Raw genomic sequence first — 15774 nt, 5'->3', positions numbered from 1 at the left:
CCGCACACGGAAGTACCTGACACCAAATGGAAATCTCCACAGAGCTGTGTCAGGTTGCTCGCCTGGTCGTCCAGGAGGCTTTCATGCGAAGCGGACACGCTCGGCTCGGGCTGCTCGTCGCTGCCCTCACCTCATTCATCCTCGCCTGCAGCTCCGGCGGTGGCGGCGGCAGTACCTCGTGCAAGGGACTAGACGCCGCTTGCACGGCGGCCTCCGACTGCTGCGCGGGCAGCACTTGCGGTGGCGCGGGCGTCTGCGTCCCCGCGGGGCAGTGTTCGCCAGACGGCGCCGCGTGCGCCGGCCCGGCCGATTGTTGCTCGAACACCTGCCCGGGCGGCGTCTGCGGCGGCACCTGCAAGGCGGTCGCCCAGCCCTGCACGGCCCCCTCGGATTGCTGCTCGAACTCGTGCGGCTCGGGCATCTGCACCGAGCCCCCCGGTCCTGGCGGCTGCTTCGCTCTCGGCGCGAGCTGCGCCGCGCCGAGCGAGTGCTGCACGGGCACGTGCACTGCCGGTAAGTGCGCGGAGCCGACGACGCCCGGCTGCTTCGCTGAAGGCGTCGCCTGCACGCAGGACGGCGCGTGCTGCTCCGCGAACTGCGTCGACGGGGCGTGCGCTCCGTCGGGGTTCTGCAAGGAGCCGGGCCAGGCGTGCGCGAACGCCGGCGAGTGCTGCTCACGCACCTGCACGGGCGGCGCGTGCTCCCAGACCGTCTGCAAGCAGGCCGGGACGGCGGTCGCCGACGCGTCGCAGTGCTGCTCCGAGTACGCGGAGCTCCTGAACGGCACGCTCACCTGCGCGAAGCTCCCCTCCGGCAGCACCGGCTACACCTGCACCACGCTCGGTGAGGCCTGTACGGCGGCGCTGGAGTGCTGCTCGCGCAACTGCCAGGGCGGCACCTGCGCCGCGGCCTACTCCTGCCACGCCCCGGGCGACCTCTGCACGCGCACGGAGGACTGCTGCTCCGGGCTCTGCAGCGCGACGGGCGGAGCCCCGGGCCGCTGCGAGGACGCGCCGGGCGGCTGCACGCAGGACGGCGTGCCCTGCGACAACGACTCGAACTGCTGCACGCGCAAGTGCGTCGACCTCGGCAGCGGCACGCGGGTGTGCCAGCCCGCCGGCGGCTGCCGCATGACGGGCAACTACTGCGACGGCGACGCCTCGTGCTGCAACATCAACCAGCTCGTCGCGCCTTCGCAGGCGATCCACTGCGATCCCGCCGATCACACCTGTGACAACGGCGGATCGTGCAACCCGCCGGGGAACATCTGCGGCGCCTTCGGCGACAACGCCTCCCAGAACTGCTGCGTCCCCGACGGAGCGACCGGGGTGAAGTTCAACGGGAGCGGCAAGCTCGTCTGCAAGCTCGACATGAACAACGTCGCGCGCTGCTTCGGCTCGCCGCCGGGCGGCGGCACCGGGACGAACTGCCCGACGGGCTACGACGGGTCGAACCCGCTCTGCTGCATGGCGCCGGGCGACATCTGCCAGTTCCGCGACCAGTGCTGCGGGTTCGCGCCCTGCGTGCCCGACTCCCAGGGCGTGCTCCGCTGCGCGGACACGAACTCCTGCAAGCCGCGCGGGACGCTCTGCACCGGCACGAGCGACACGAGCTGCTGCGAGGGCACCACCTGCCAGCTCGTCAGCGAGATCGGCTACCTCTGCACCGACACCGCGCCGCCGCCGCCGCAGTGCATCCTGGACGGCGCTTCCTGCACGGCGAACACGACCGGCTGCTGCGGCGGCCCCGGCGCCTGCGTCGCCGGGACCTGCAACGCGTGCGCGCCGAATGGCAACACCTGCCAGACGGACGGTCAGTGCTGCTCCGGGACGTGTGACGCTGGCGTCTGCCGCACGCCGTGCCAGGGCACCTCCGCGAGCTGCACCGTCGGCGGCGACTGCTGCTCCGGGCTCTCCTGCGACATCCCGCCGGGCGCGACCGCCGGAACCTGCGGCACGACCGGTACCCTCTGCGCGGCCACCGGCCAGGCCTGCGCCGCCAGCGCGGACTGCTGCAACACGCCCAGCGAGCAGTGTCTCGGTGGCGTGTGCGCCGTCCCGCCCCCGAGCTGCTCCGGGGTCGCGCTGCCCTGCGCGACCAACGGCGACTGCTGCACGGGCCTGTCGTGCAACCTGACGACGGGCGCCTGCGAGGCGCCGGTCTGCGCCAACACGGGCACCTCCTGCAACACGACCTCGGGATGCTGCGCGACCGACGACGTGTGCGCGCTCGCGTCGAACACGGCGCAGCCCTGCACCGACGGCTCGAGCTGCGTCTGCGTCAAGCCCGCGGTCTGCGCGCCGCTCGGTCAGGCGTGCTCGCCGACGCCGGGCTGCTGCAACGGCGTGTGCGTCAACCAGGCGAACACGACCCAGCGCTGCGATCCGACGACCGGCATGAACTGCGTCTGCGTGGGAATCGGCTAGCGCCACCAGAAGTCGTCGTACGAACGGCCGCTCGCGCTCGACGCGCGGGCGGCCGTTCTCTTTCTGGAGGTCGCGGTTTCCGGTCCGGCGGGCGGCGATGTCGCGGCGGCGGTCAGAAGTCTCGAGGTCGGGGTCGAGGTCGGGGTCGGGGTCTCGCCCTGAAACGCCGACGGCCGCTCCCGCGCGTGCGCGGGGCGGCCGTCCGTGAGGCTTGAGCCCAGGCCGACGCCTGGCGCCTGTGGCTGCATCAGGACTGCGGGCGGTCCCCTCCGCCGAGCGCCTCGTCCTCGCCGACGCCCTGGAGGTCGAGCGCGATCGCGAGGAGGTACAGCGCCAGCGAGGAGGTGCCGAAGAGCTGGCCGAGGCTCATCGCGAGGACGAGCAGCAGCGGCGACGGCCAGAACAGGCCGGCGACCATGAGGCCGAGCGCGACGAGCGTGAGGACCGCGGAGACGTTGACGAGGCGGCGGACGGTGATCTTCGAGAGTCCGATCACGGCGCTACTCCTTCTTCTCGCCGGCGGCGGACGCCGTGGGCGCGCGGCCGTTGCCGCCGTGGTTGAACGAGCGCGGGTGGACCTGGGCGCCGCCGTGGCAGTCGATGCAGCCCGCGTCGCCCTTGCGGAGGTCCTCGATCATCCCGGCGTGCTCCTCGCGAGCGAGCCAGTTCGGCGCGGTCGTCGAGTGGCAGCGGGTGCAGCTCCCGTTCTTGAACGGCTTGTAGAGGTGGATGCGCGGCCCCTTCTCGCCGTAGGGGCCCGAGCTCGCGTACTCGGTGATGTAATAGTAGAGGTGCTTGAGCCCGTTCAGCTTGGTCGTCATCGCGCCGAACAGGGCGTAGTCGGCGTGGCACGTGTAGCAGCTCTCGCCGCCGAAGGTCGCGTTGCGGCTGTGGATCGCCGCGAGGCTGTTCGACCTCGGGTCCGCCGCGTCCTCGGTGTACGGGAGCATCACGTGGCAGGAGCTACAGAACTCGCGCTTCAGCGTGTACTCGAACCCGGAGACGTTGCCGGTGAGCGCGACGCCGATCGGCATCACGCCGAGCCCGAAGAGCAGCAGCACCTTCGTGAGCCGCCCGAGCGGCGGCCGCTTCACGAGGTACCAGATGATGATGAGGGCGGCGATGGCGGCGGCCGCGACCGCCGTCAGCTTGAGGAGCTGCTCGAGCGAGTTGATCTCTTGCACGGTCGGTTTTGCTACCATGTGGGTCCGGGCACTTCAAGGCGGAACCGCGTCATTTTGCCGCGCCTGCGAGGAGTCCCCCCTCCCGCCCCGGCCCCGGGTGCCGTTCCGGAGAGGATCGCGCGCGATCACGCAGCGCCGCGAACTCCTTGCCTTTCCGCCCCACCTGCACTAGATACGGCGGCTCGCAAGCGCGGTTAGCTCAGCTGGATAGAGCGTCGGCCTCCGGAGCCGAAGGCCACAGGTTCGAATCCTGTACCGCGCGCCACTCAGAGAGGCCCGTCCCAGCGGCATTCATGCCCGGGGACGGGCCTCTCGCTTTCGAGGGAGCGTCAGTCCGCCGGCGTGCCCTGCTCCGCCACGGCAGGCACGCGCGTCGCGACCTCTCCGCCCTCGAGCGCAGCGGGGAGCGCCTCCGTGGCGACGGCCGCCGCGGTCGCTTCGTCCGCCTCTTCGGGCGCCGGCTCCGTGGCCTCGCGCGACGGCACGGGGGCCTCGACGAGGGCATCGAAGACGGCGTCGAACGGGTCCTCCACCGTACCGGCGGCGGGCTCCCCGGAGGCCTCGGCCTCCTCGGCCGCGGTGCTGCTGTCCTCGGGGCGAGAAGCGGCGAGCTCGGCAGGGCGAGCCGCCTCGCGCGTCGCCGCCGCGGCGACTGGAGCGGATTCGCGGGACCCGGCGCTCGCCCCGTCGCGGCGCGGCGTGGGCTGCGACCGCCCCGCGCTGCCCGGGGTCGGCGCGGGCGAGGCGGGCGCCGGCAGCGCACGAGCCTCGGCGGCCGCGATCGTCGGTGCGCCGCCTCCGGCCACGACCGCCAGCGCCGCCACGGGCTCCCGGCTCGCCGCCGGGGTCCTGGCGGGCGCGGCCCCGGCCGCGAGGGCCGTCGACAGGGCGGCGACCGTCGCCGCCGCCACCAGGGCGCCGCCCGCGGTGGACGCGGCGAGGGTCGCGCGGGGGTGCGCGCGAGCGACGAGCCAGGCGCGCAGCCCCAGGGCCACGACGGCGCCGCGGGAGGAACCCTCGGTGATCAAGCGCCACGCGGCGGCGCCGAACGGCACGGGAGCCGGCGGGACCGGAGCGTCCGCCTCCTCCGGGGGCGCGTCGGGGTCGCGCTGCGCGAGGCGCGGCGGCTCGACCGAGTCGTCGGAGAGGGGCTCCACCCACGGCGCATCCTCCGAGACGCTCGGTGGAAGCGGAGGTCCGATGGCGATCCACGTCATCCGCTCCATGGCGAGCGGCGACCGCGGCGGGCTGGATTCCGGCGGCTCGGCGATGGTCGGGTCGAACGAGAGCACGAAGGTGCTGTGCCCGCACCTGCACGGCACCTGATAGACGCAGCCCGCCACGGGCTCGCTCGACGTCGCGAAGCGCTCGCCGCAGCGATGACAGGAAAATCGCATGACAGCCCCCATGCGAGCGCCCGATCCATATCCCGCTCACCGGAGCTTCGAGCGATGGCCTGCCCGGTCGCTTGCCTCGCGCACGGTGTGTGCGGAGTCGTGCGCTGGCCGCTCCCTTCACGGGGTTCACCCTCGAAGGCTGCTCGACAGGCCCCGGGTGAACGCACCGAAAGTGACGGCCCCGCAGGACGCCGGGCGCGAGAAGGGCCGGCCCGGAGCACCCGGACCGGCCCTTGGACGAGGCGAGGCTGGCGAGCGGCTCAGGCCGCCGTGGACGTCCCGAGCGCCTGCTCCTGCTTGCGGTGCGCGAGGAAGCCCCAGGTCACGAACGCCGCCTCGGCGAGCGCGACGATGATCATCCAGTTCACCACCGGAGAATCGCCCATGCCGTACGAGTGCAGGCCCGTGCCGAGCACGAAGTTCACGCCCAGGTAGGTCATGAGGATCGTCTGGAAGGCGATGATGGAGAGCGCCGCCACGCCGAACTGGCCGATGAGCTTGTCGAAGCGCCCGTGGACGATCGCCATGTACGCGAGGAACGCGACGAGCGACCAGACCTCCTTCGGATCCCATCCCCAGTAGCGGCCCCACGACGACGCCGCCCAGACCGAGCCGGTGAGGATGCCGGCGATGAGCAGGATCGAGCCGACCAGCATGTACCAGTAGTTGAGGTCGGACATGCGGACGGTGAGATCCGTCCGGCGCGGCGCGAAGATCGTGAAGCCGATCTGCATGTGCGCGATGACGACGCCGAGCGCGAGCACCGAGTAGCCGATCATGATGATCGGCACGTGGATGGCGAGCCACGGCGTGCCGGAGAGCACCGGCGGCATCGGGTGGATGAAGCGGTCGATGGGCAGGAGGTCCGTGAGCCCCATCGTGAGCGCCGCCATCGCGTTGGCGTTCAGGACGACGAGGCGGTTCCGCAGCACCGGGAGCGCCACCACCGCGAAGAGCCCGACGCCCCACGCGAGGAACAAGAGCGACTCGTACATGTTGGACGCCGGGATGCGCCCGGCGACCGCCCAGCGCATCGCGATGCCCCAGGTCATCACCGCGAAGCCGCCCAGGAGGCCGGCGAACGCGAGGCCTTCGAGGAGCTTCGACTTGCGGTTCCAGGCGACGAGCGAGACCACCAGCGCGCCCAGGAGGATGATCCAGGCGACGCGCGTCGCGCGGACCTTCTTGTAGAGGATCTCCCGGTCGATCGCCTGCGGCGACGGCCAGCCGTCGAGGCGCGGCCCGGTGGAGAGCGCGACCAGGTCGTCGACGGTGCTCATCGGCTGCGGCACGCCCCAGCGCGCGCGGGGCTTGCCCGCCACGGGGATGGCCCGGAGCTTGTCCTTCTCGAGGAAGCCCTGCATCCAGACGAGCCGCTCCTCGAGCTTCTCCGCCTGCGCGAGCACGCCCGTGCGCGGCCGGTCGGACATCGCCGCCTGCCGCGCCTGCTGCATGATGCCGAGGACGCGCTGGCTCGAGACGAGCTGCGCGAAGGAGGCGTACTTCGTGCCGCCCGGGAGCCCCACCGCGACCGCGAGCTCGGGGCTGCCGAGCTGGACGAGGGGCGTGTTCGCCGCGCGCATCGGGTCGAAGAGCCACTGCGCGACGGTGACGACCGGGTCCTCGCCGTTCCAGGTGTACGAGCCGGTCACGTTCCAGACCGCCTCGCGGGCGAGCGTGTCGAGCGGCATGGTCCGCCCGTCGTGCTGGACCGGCAGCCGGCGCATCGCGTCGACCTTGGCCCAGCCGTCCATCGCCGCGGGCGCGGGCGCGGGCGCCTGCGCCGAGCCGGCCGAGGCGAAGAGCGCGAGCGCGATCGCAGCGGCGGTCTTCCCGGCGCGGCCCGAGGGGCGCGCGCTGCCGGCGTCGTCGCCCGCGAGCATGCGCTCGAGCTGACCGCGCTTCTTCGCCTCCGCCATGCGGGTGCCGAGCACGACGATCATGCCGAGCACGAGGAACGCGTAGCCGACGAAGACCAGGTTCTGGCCCGGGTCCTTCGAGACGGAGAGGACCGTCGCCTCCCGGGTGACCTCGTTCGTCTGCGGGTCGCGATCCTGCTGGTAGCTCGACTGGAAGAGGCTGTACCCGCGGTAGTGCAGCGGGTGGTTCATCCAGACCTCGGCCGCGAACGTCTCCTTGGTCTCACGGTCGGTGACGTGGATGCGGCTGCGGAACTGCGAGGGCCGCATCGTCCCGGGGTAGTTCTCGACCTCGAAGTCGTCGAGCTTCACCAGGAACGGGAGCTCGTGCGCCGCCGAAGGCTGCCCGTTCGCGTCGAGGGCGGCGATCTCGCCGGCGCTCTGCCCCTCCCACAGCCCGAGCTGCCCCTCGGTCTTGAAGAAGTAGGTGAGCCCCGCGCCGAGGAAGATGACGATGATCGACGTGTGGGTGATGAGGTAGCCGATGCGCTGCTTGCCCCAGGGCGCGAGCGACAGGATCGACGCGATGAGGTTCACCGCGAACAGGCCCTGCAGCGCGAGGAACCACCAGGCGTAATAGACGGTCCGCGCCGCCACGGGCGCGCCCCTCGACGACTCGATGATCGTCCCCGCCGCGAGCCCGATGAGCAGCAGCACGAGCAGGATCACGGCGAGCTTCAGGGATGCGAGCTGGTTCAGGAGCCTCTTCATCGACGCGAACCCTCCGAAACGATCCGGCGACACGCCGGATCTCCCGCCGGAAGCGGGCGACCCGAACATCGGGTTGGGCCCCACAGGTGAGCCCAGGCCATCGCGGCACGGCCGCGACGGCCACGTGGCGTCCCTGCCATCTTCGGGCCACCGGCAGAACGCCGGGATCGCTAGGAATAATCCGCGCGGGAGCGGTCGCCGGGACGCTCGCCCGCTGCGGCTCCCTGCCGCGTCCCCGCCCCCAGGAGCACCATGCCTCGCCCGGGATCTCGCGGTCTTGCGTGAGATCAGCTGCGCTGGACCGGTCCTCGCGGAGCAGGAGCCCGGAGAGTCCGGAGGCTCGGACCTGCCGAGGATCTCGGTGCGCGCGCCGTCCACTTTCCGCGGACTCCGCGCAGGTTATGCGCGAGTGCGCCGCAGGTGCGCGGATTCTCGCCGCGCCCTCCCCTCGCGTCGCCACGCCCAGCGAACCGGGCTGGCCGCCCCGCCTCGCGAGGAGCCAGGCGGCTCCTCACGGCGGTCGCGACGGCACCGGCGCTGTACCGTCCCCCTGCCCTCCCGCGCGGCGGGAGCAAAGGGAGGGGAGCCCCGGCGGCGAAGGAGGACAGGGGGCCAGCACGGGCCGCGCCCCTCGAGGCGACGGCCGCTCGCCCTGGACGCAGGATCCCGCTCGCACGGCGGACGCGCCTGGCGCGCACGTCGGCCGCGACATCGTCCGCCGCCGCGGGAGTCCTCCACGTGAGGGTTCCCATCTAGCTTGGGGATCCCCGCGGCGTTCGGCCACGCGCGCGCGGCGCGCCCGTCGCCCGTCAGCGGGCCTCACGAACGGCGCGGGCCGCGCCTCTCGCGAGGGCGGCCCGCCGCACGGTGTCGAGGTGCGAGGCGCGTGCGCGAGAGCGAGCTCCCGCGCACCGCCCGTCCGTCACGAGGCTAGAGGAGCCCCGGCTTGCCCAGCTTCCAGCGCTCGAACTCGGTGGTGAGCAGGTCGACGTGCTCCCGCTCCTCCGCCGCGAGCTCCTTGTAGAGCTGGCGCTCCGCCGAGGCCGGCACGGTCTTCTCGGCGCGCTCGGTGAAGAACTTCACCGCGCGCTCCTCGAAGGCGATCGCGATCCGGAACAGGTTCGCCGGATCCTCCGGGCGGTTCGCGATGCCCGCGTAGATCGCGGCGCGCTCGACCTTGAAGTCGGCCGACGGCGCGGGCATGTCCGCGTGGTAGCGGCGCGAGAGCGTCGCCATGTGCTCCTGCTCCATGGCGGCGAACTTCCCGAACAGTGCCTTCAGCCCGGCGTCCGGCGTCTCCTTGGCAGCCCGGCTGTAGAACGCCATGCCGCCGAGCTCGATCTCGAACGCGACGCGGATGGCGTCCTGGGCCGCGGCGTCCTCGACCTTGCCGCGCTCCAGGGCGGCGAGCTTGCCGCCGCACGCGGGGCACATGCCGTACGGGAAGGCGAAGCCCTCGCTCACCTTGCCGCAGTCGTCGCAGCGCCACTGCAGCGTCGAGCCGGCGCAGCAGACGTACGCCTCGTCGCCCTCGACCGGCCGGTGGCACTTCGGGCAGGTCGGACCGGGGGTCTCGAGCGCGCCCGCCGCGGCGGAGGCGCCGGCGAAGCGCGCGGTCTCCGGGAGCGGCGCCATCGGCTTGAACGCGGCGACGTCCTCCTTGGTGAGCGGCCACTTCTTGCCGCTGGAGAGGTACGTCGCGATGGACTTCGCGGCGCGGCGGCCGGCGCCCATGGCGAGGATCACCGTCGCGCCGCCGGTGACGATGTCACCGCCCGCGAACACGCCGGGGAGGTTCGTCGACTGCGTCGAGTCGAGCTGGCCGTCGTCCGCGGCGATGTTGCCCCACTTGTTGAGCGCGATGCCCGGGGTGGACTGCGTGACGATCGGGTTCGCCTTGGTCCCGAGGGCGACGATGACGGTGTCGCAGTCGAGGTCCTTGAACTTCCCGGTCGGCACCGGCTTGCGGCGCCCCTTCTCGTCCGGCTCGCCGAGGACCATCTCCTCGACCTTCATGCCCGTCACGTTGCCGTCGGCGTCCGCGTAGATCTCGACCGGCGCGTGGAGGAAGAAGAACTCGATGCCCTCCTCCTTCGCGTGGCGGAGCTCCTCGATGCGGGCCGGCGCCTCCGCCTCGGTGCGGCGGTAGACGCAGCGGACGGTCGGCGCGCCGAGGCGCTTCGCGACGCGCAGGCAGTCCATGGCGGTGTTGCCGGCGCCGACCACGGCGACGCTCTTGCCGAGCGTGACGGGCGTGTCCTTGAACGGGAAGACGTTGCCGCCCATCAGGTTCACGCGGGTGAGGAACTCGTTCGCCGAGTAGACCTGGCTCGCCGACTCGCCGGGGATGTTCATGAACGCCGGCGCGCCCGCGCCGACGCCGAGGAACACCGCGTCGTAGCCCTTCTCGCTGATGAGCTGCGGGACGGTGAAGGTCTTGCCGATGACCTTGTTGGTCTCGATCTTCACGCCCTGGTCGACGAGCTGCTTCACCTCGCGAGCGATGATGTCGCGCGGGAGGCGGAACGGCGGGATGCCGTACTGCAGCACGCCGCCCACGACGTGCAGCGCCTCGTAGATGGTCACGTCCGCGCCGTACTTCACGAGGTCGGCGGCGGCGGAGAGGCCGGCGGGGCCGGAACCGCAGATGGCGACCTTGCCGAGCTTCTTCGCGAAGCGCGGGGGCGCGACGGGCTTCGGCGTCGCGTTGTCACCGACGAAGCGCTCGAGCCGGCCGATGCCGACCGACTCGACCTTCTTGCCGATCACGCACTGCGCCTCGCACTGCGACTCCTGCGGGCAGACGCGGCCGCAGACCGACGGGAAGGCGTTCGCCTGCTTGATGACCTCGAGCGCGCCGTCGAAGTCGCGGATCGCGACGTGCTTGATGAAGCCCGGGATGTCGATCTGGACGGGGCACCCCGAGACGCACGTCGGCTTCGCGCACTGGATGCAGCGCTCGGCCTCCTGGAGGGCGTCCTCGAGGCCGTAGCCGAGGTTCACCTCCTTGAAGTTGCGCGACCGGTCGAGCGCGTCGCGCTCGGGCATGTGCGTCTGCTTCGGGAGGAGGTCCTTGATCTTGCGGTAGTTCTTCTTGTTCTCCTCGAAGAGCTGCTTCTCGAGGTTGCAGACGTGCGCGTAGTCCTCGCTGGCGCGCTGCTCCTGGCTCTTGAACCGCTTCTGGCGGGAGAGGAGCTCCTTGAAGTCCACCTTGTGGCCGTCGAAGTCCGGCCCCTCGACGCAGGCGAAGGCGACCTTGCCGCCCACCGTCACGCGGCAGGAGCCGCACATGCCGGTGCCGTCCACCATGATGGCGTTCAGGGACACCATCGTCTTCACGCCGAACGGCCGCGTGGTCTCGACGCAGGCGTTCATCATCGGGAGCGGCCCGATGGCGACGACGAGGTCCGGCTTGTCCTTCTCGAGGATCTCCTTCAGCGCCGCGGTGACGAAGCCGGGCTTGCCGTAGGAGCCGTCGTCGGTGCAGACGACGAGGTCGTCGCAGTACTTCTTGAACTTGTCCTCCCAGAACACGAGGTCCTTGTTCCGGAAGCCGATGACGCCGGTGGTGCGGTTCCCCGCCTCCTTGAAGGAGCGGAGCTGCGGGTAGACCGGCGCGACACCGAGGCCGCCGCCGACGAGCACGACGTGCCCGTACTTCTGGATGTGCTGCGGCAGGCCGAGCGGGCCGACGAAGTCGACGAAGCTGTCGCCCTGCGCGAAGTCGGTCATCATCTCCCGGGTCGTCTTGCCGAGCGTCTGGACGACCATCGTGATGGTCCCCGCCTTGCGGTCGTAGTCGGCGACCGTGAGCGGGATGCGCTCGCCACCCTCGCGGAGGCGGAGCATGACGAAGTGGCCGGGCTGGGCGGAGGCGGCGACGTCGGGGGCCTCGACCTCCCAGAGGAAGGTCGTGTCGGAAAACGCTTCGCGGCGAACGATCTTGTACATCGGGATTTCGGTGCCTCCCTGGGGGTGACGAAAAGGCGCGCGGCAGCGCGGTCGTAGCAGCGACCGGCTCGGGGCGTCAAGGGGAGGTCCGCGAATTTCCTTGGATATTTCCTGACGGAACGGGTCCACATTTGACCGCCCGCGCCGCGCCGGCGCGCGGGCGGCCCGCGGTCGTCAGGGGGCGAGCTCGAAGGCGAGGTCGTCGTGGTCCACGAAGGGCCCGACCGAGCAGGCCTCCTGCGGCGCCGAGGCGTCGCGGTAGACGGCGCGCACCGCCTGGACGGTGCCCGGCTCGAGCACGAAGGGCGACTGCGGCTCGTCCACCCGGTAGGTGCCCGCGTCGCCGTCGAGGCAGGACGAGGCGATGGGGCTCGGCGCGTCGGGCTCCGGGCCGAGCGTGTCCCCGCCCTGCGACGAGCGCGCCCGCGTCGCAGACGCTCGTGGGCACGAGGCACGCGGGGGCGAGCGCGCCGGATCGAGCGCGGCGCTGGGCGCGCTGCTCACCGTCACGAAGGGCAGACGACCCGGCCACCCGCGGCCTCGCGCCATGGGCTCGCGCGCCGCTGGCGAGCTCGATGACCACCGGCGGCTCGTCCATGAACCGGATCGTCACCTCTCAGCGGGTTCCCGAGGCGCGGGCAGCAGGCCGAGACGGGTGAAGCGGCGACGGCGACCGCTGCCCGGGTTGGGCCCCAGGCCAGCGCAGCGCGAGGAACGTCGCGCGCGCCCGCATGAACCCCGAGGTTGCGGCCGTTGCAAGAGTGCCCGCGACACCCTGCCCTGCGTCGGCACGGGCGGGGCGCGCTCCCAGCGAGCTTCGGCGATGAGTTCCTTTGTCCACAAATAATCCACAACGCCGCCGAGCAGCGTTGCGCCGAGAAAATGCTGTGCGAGAGGTTCCCGGGGCCCATGCGACCCGGGGGCGGGTCGACAATCCACGCCTCCGCGGGTTTGGGTCGACCCCTGTGCGTCATCTGCCGTCGAGGTGGGAGCACCGGATCCGGAGTGTGTCGACGCTGGACCCGAGGTCCTCACGCACCACCTCGAACAGCCGGAGCCGAGATGACACGTGCCGCCCAGGCACTCCTCGTCCATCACTGTCCGTCAACGGGCCTCCTGCAGGGCCCAGGATCGCGAGCGCGACGACGCTGTCCGCATGTCCCCTCCGTGGGCGCTCGAGCGGCGCCGGCGCGGGCCGCATGAGCATGGGTGACTGTTCACGGTCCACACGCTGTCTACGCTGCGACGGCGCCTGACCTGTGTGCGACGGCGTCCGCTCGCTCGCGTCAACCCGCTTACCCCGCCCGCACCGGCACAGGCCTTCGCGAGCCTCCGCGGCTGAGGAGGCGGCGCGACCGTGCTCGTGGCGTCGGCGCCGTCACATTCCTGCCTCGCCGTTCGTCATGTCGCCAAAGGAGACTGGAAATGAAATTCGTGCTGCTGATCTACCAGGGGACGACGCCGCTGCCCGGGTCGGAGCGCTGGAAGGCGCTGCCGGAAGCGGAGCAGAAGAAGATCTACGCGGACTACGCGGCGCTCAACGACACACCTGGGCTGACGCCGGGGCTGCCACTGGGCCTGCCCGACGCGGCCAGGACGGTGCAGGTGCACGACGGAAGACCGCAAACCAAGAGCGGGACTCATCTCTCCGAAGGGGTCGCCGGCTTCTTCGTGCTCGAGGCCGAGAGCGTGGAGGCGGCCGTCGCGCTCGCCACCCGGATCCCTGCCGCGCGGCTGGGCGGTGCGGTGGAAATCCGTCCGACCGAGAAGTATTGGTGAGCCGATGAGCGACTGGCTGGCGGAGCGATTCGAGGAGAGCCGCGCTCGTTTGCGGGCAGTGGCGCAGCGAATGCTCGGCTCGGCCAGCGAGGCCGACGACGCCGTGCAGGAGGCGTGGCTCAAGCTCAGCCGAGCCGACACGCGCGGCGTCGAGAACCTGAACGGTTGGCTGACCACGGTCGTCGCGCGCGTCTGTCTGGACATGCTGCGCGCGCGGCGACCGCGGCCCGAGGGTGCGCCGGAGCCGCCGGAGGCGGGCAGCGATCCGGAGCTCGAGTTTGGACTGGCGGACGCCATCGGTCCTGCGTTGCTCGTCGTCTTCGATACGCTCGCGCCCGACGAGCGCGTCGCTTTCGTGCTGCACGACATGTTCGATCTGTCGTTCGAGGAGATCGCGCCAATTGTCGATCGCACGCCTGCGGCCGCGCGTCAGCTCGCGAGCCGCGCGCGCCGGCGCGTCCGCGGCGCCGAGGCCCCCTCGGCAGCTCCCAACCGCGCTCTCGTCAGCGCATTCCTCGCCGCATCGCGCGACGGCGACTTCGAAGGGCTGCTCGCCGTGCTCTCGCCCGACGCCGTGCTGCGCGCCGACGAGCTGGCGGTGCGCACCGCAGCGGCGAGGGAGAAGCACGGCGCGCCTCGCCTCGCTCCCGAGGTTCGTGGTTCGGCTGAGATCGCCCAGGCGTTCAAGGGCCGTTCCCGCGGCGCTTCGCCCGCGCTCATCGACGGCGAGCCGGGCGCCGTCTGGGCGGTTGACGACAAGGTGCGCGCGGCGTTCGTCTTCACAATCGCGCATGGCAAGATCACGGCGATCGACCTGGTCATGGATCCCGCGCGCCTCGCCGGGCTCGACTTCGAGATCGGCGACTGATCCTGCCGACATGCAAGGTGCTGCGCCGTGTTCGACCAACCCTGCGTGAATCCGGTGGACGCTGCAGGATTCGCGGCCCCTGCCGTGTGATCCGGCGCAAGGCAGTAGGCGAGTCCGCCGGGTCCCGGCACTCGCGCAGGTGTTGCCGTTCGCGTCGTAGGCGAACGAGGTGTCTCTGCTCCGCGGAGCCTACTGCGGGCCTTTCACGCCCTACCCGTACTCGAGCGCGTGGGTCGCGTGCGGCGGGTACTCGCCCCCCCGTCGGCCGTGCAAGACGTAATGGTCCTGCACGTTCGACGTCATGTCGTGGATGTCCGAGTACTTGAACACCGACGTGAACCGTCCAGCGTCGACGGCCGCGGCTTCGCCTCTCCGCGCGCGTACGAGAGCCGGTACAGATCGTCGTACCGGTACGTGAACTCAACGTCCACGCCTGCGAGGGCATCACCGTCGGCACGCGGCGTCAGGGGACTCCGGACGCGGCCCACGGTGCCAATGCCGCGAGCTCGTCCACCAGCAGTACGTTCGGCGCACGCGCCTTGATCTCGATTGCGAAGCGCCGCAAGAAGCGCTCTACCCCTTCGATGTATCCGCGGATCGATACTTCGACCGCTGAGTACGGCGGCACGCGCATCTTCACGTGCTCGCCTATGCGCTCCAACTGAAGGTCGAGCCCGCCGTCTGTCTCGGATACGAACGCCTTTCGCTCAGACGCCGGAAACCCGCTCTCTGCGGCGTTCAAGAACTGCAGCGCCAGATCCGCGACTGACACGTAGAACGGTGCCGGCCACGGAGATCGCCCGGCAAGCTGGAGCTCGACAGTTCCCTTGAGGTAATTGAATGCCGCCTCGCCCTCCAGGCCGGGACCTCCTGACGCGACGGTGAGCCACTCGTCGTCCGGGATCACATACTCCACCTCGAGCTCTTCGTGCATGGAACACCTTTACAGGAACGGGAAGGCCGTTACGACCTGGCCGTTCGGTTCTAGGACAACCCGCAGCTTGTTTGTCGCCTGTCCACTCTTGTCGATACCGATCATTGCATCGAAGGCATGCTCTACGACGAGCCTGCCGCCGGATTCGTACATCGTCTTACTATCAGACCTCACCGCGGTCTCGACGAGCTGGAGGAAGTCCGTTCCTTCGTAGAACACGCTCTTCACTGCGCTCCTGCCTGCGTTCGGGAAGTGCCCGACCAAGACCTTGATCACCTCATCGTCTCGGATGTGCGCTCGCGCCAGAATTTCCGCTGCATGCTCGACTAGTGTTCCTTTAGCGAACTTCAGGACCCCGGCGATAGGAACTATCCCGACGCCTGCGAGGAAACGGTCCCATAATGAGGCTTTGCCTCCGGTTGCCTGCTCGCCGGAGAGCACCACGTTCGCTGCGATTGCAGGGTGCAGCTGGACGAGCTGACCTGCCCCCCGAAAACTGGACGGGTCGAAGCGTGAGTCCTCTACTGATCGTGGAGGACGGATGCGGAAGAGCAAGTTCACCGACGAGCAGATCATCAAGGTCCTGAAGGAGGTCGAGGCGGGCG

General features: G+C 70.8%; 12 protein-coding genes and 1 tRNA gene. 5 read left to right on the top strand and 8 right to left on the bottom strand.

Annotated elements, in window-relative coordinates; genetic code table 11:
* Positions 1 to 83 precede the first annotated feature (83 nt).
* Positions 84 to 2426, top strand: coding sequence for a hypothetical protein (locus MNZ39_RS07500; protein ID WP_242336862.1), 2343 nt, complete (start codon positions 84 to 86; stop codon positions 2424 to 2426).
* A 247-nt stretch (positions 2427 to 2673) separates the two neighbouring features.
* Here MNZ39_RS07500 and MNZ39_RS07495 read toward each other — a convergent pair whose 3' ends face one another.
* Positions 2674 to 2922, bottom strand: a complete 249-nt coding sequence (locus MNZ39_RS07495; RefSeq protein WP_242336859.1) for a hypothetical protein — start codon at positions 2920 to 2922, stop codon at positions 2674 to 2676.
* 4 nt (positions 2923 to 2926) lie between these two features.
* Positions 2927 to 3610 (bottom strand): NapC/NirT family cytochrome c, encoded by a 684-nt coding sequence (locus MNZ39_RS07490; RefSeq protein WP_242336856.1) that lies wholly within the window; start codon positions 3608 to 3610, stop codon positions 2927 to 2929.
* A 188-nt stretch (positions 3611 to 3798) separates the two neighbouring features.
* Between MNZ39_RS07490 and MNZ39_RS07485 the strand changes: the two genes are divergently transcribed.
* Positions 3799 to 3875 (top strand) — tRNA-Arg (locus MNZ39_RS07485).
* Positions 3876 to 3939: 64 nt separating this feature from the next.
* On the opposite strand, the gene MNZ39_RS07480 is transcribed toward MNZ39_RS07485, so the two are convergent.
* Positions 3940 to 4767, bottom strand: coding sequence for a hypothetical protein (locus MNZ39_RS07480; RefSeq protein WP_242336853.1), 828 nt, complete (start codon positions 4765 to 4767; stop codon positions 3940 to 3942).
* Between the two features lie 43 nt (positions 4768 to 4810).
* On the opposite strand from MNZ39_RS07480, the gene MNZ39_RS24295 reads away from it, so the two are divergent.
* Positions 4811 to 4936, top strand: coding sequence for a hypothetical protein (locus tag MNZ39_RS24295; RefSeq protein ID WP_255821625.1), 126 nt, complete (start codon positions 4811 to 4813; stop codon positions 4934 to 4936).
* Between the two features lie 331 nt (positions 4937 to 5267).
* On the opposite strand, the gene ccsA is transcribed toward MNZ39_RS24295, so the two are convergent.
* The 3 genes from ccsA to MNZ39_RS07465 form a co-directional block, all read right to left on the bottom strand.
* Positions 5268 to 7637 (bottom strand): cytochrome c biogenesis protein CcsA, encoded by a 2370-nt coding sequence (gene ccsA, locus MNZ39_RS07475; RefSeq protein ID WP_242336850.1) that lies wholly within the window; start codon positions 7635 to 7637, stop codon positions 5268 to 5270.
* A 930-nt stretch (positions 7638 to 8567) separates the two neighbouring features.
* Positions 8568 to 11588, bottom strand: a complete 3021-nt coding sequence (gene gltA, locus MNZ39_RS07470) for an NADPH-dependent glutamate synthase (protein ID WP_242336847.1) — start codon at positions 11586 to 11588, stop codon at positions 8568 to 8570.
* A gap of 174 nt (positions 11589 to 11762) precedes the next feature.
* Positions 11763 to 12092, bottom strand: coding sequence for a hypothetical protein (locus MNZ39_RS07465; RefSeq protein ID WP_242336844.1), 330 nt, complete (start codon positions 12090 to 12092; stop codon positions 11763 to 11765).
* 921 nt (positions 12093 to 13013) lie between these two features.
* Between MNZ39_RS07465 and MNZ39_RS07460 the strand changes: the two genes are divergently transcribed.
* Positions 13014 to 13367, top strand: a complete 354-nt coding sequence (locus MNZ39_RS07460; RefSeq protein WP_242336841.1) for a YciI family protein — start codon at positions 13014 to 13016, stop codon at positions 13365 to 13367.
* A gap of 4 nt (positions 13368 to 13371) precedes the next feature.
* The gene (locus MNZ39_RS07455) at positions 13372 to 14235 is read left to right on the top strand and encodes a sigma-70 family RNA polymerase sigma factor (RefSeq protein ID WP_242336838.1); all 864 of its coding nucleotides are present in this window, start codon (positions 13372 to 13374) and stop codon (positions 14233 to 14235) included.
* 463 nt (positions 14236 to 14698) lie between these two features.
* Here MNZ39_RS07455 and MNZ39_RS07450 read toward each other — a convergent pair whose 3' ends face one another.
* A complete protein-coding gene (locus MNZ39_RS07450; protein ID WP_242336834.1) occupies positions 14699 to 15169 on the bottom strand; it encodes a hypothetical protein in 471 nt (156 codons plus the stop codon).
* 9 nt (positions 15170 to 15178) lie between these two features.
* Positions 15179 to 15774: pre-toxin TG domain-containing protein (locus MNZ39_RS07445; RefSeq protein ID WP_242336832.1), on the bottom strand; the 596-nt coding region annotated here is incomplete at its 5' end.

Origin of the sequence: Anaeromyxobacter sp. SG66 (genome assembly GCF_022690805.1) — a bacterium.
GTDB lineage: Bacteria > Myxococcota > Myxococcia > Myxococcales > Anaeromyxobacteraceae > Anaeromyxobacter > Anaeromyxobacter soli.
The sequence above is the reverse complement of the archived record's forward strand: the minus strand, read 5'-3'. Positions and strand labels throughout refer to the sequence as shown.

Bases quoted from the DNA above. Each gene is read 5' to 3' on its own strand.
- MNZ39_RS07500 (WP_242336862.1), top strand. From the start codon at position 84: ATGCGAAGCGGACACGCTCGGCTCGGGCTGCTCGTCGCTGCCCTCACC.
- MNZ39_RS24295 (WP_255821625.1), top strand. From the start codon at position 4,811: ATGGCGATCCACGTCATCCGCTCCATGGCGAGCGGCGACCGCGGCGGG.
- ccsA (WP_242336850.1), bottom strand. From the start codon at position 7,637: ATGAAGAGGCTCCTGAACCAGCTCGCATCCCTGAAGCTCGCCGTGATC.
- gltA (WP_242336847.1), bottom strand. From the start codon at position 11,588: ATGTACAAGATCGTTCGCCGCGAAGCGTTTTCCGACACGACCTTCCTC.
- MNZ39_RS07460 (WP_242336841.1), top strand. From the start codon at position 13,014: ATGAAATTCGTGCTGCTGATCTACCAGGGGACGACGCCGCTGCCCGGG.
- MNZ39_RS07455 (WP_242336838.1), top strand. From the start codon at position 13,372: ATGAGCGACTGGCTGGCGGAGCGATTCGAGGAGAGCCGCGCTCGTTTG.
- MNZ39_RS07450 (WP_242336834.1), bottom strand. From the start codon at position 15,169: ATGCACGAAGAGCTCGAGGTGGAGTATGTGATCCCGGACGACGAGTGG.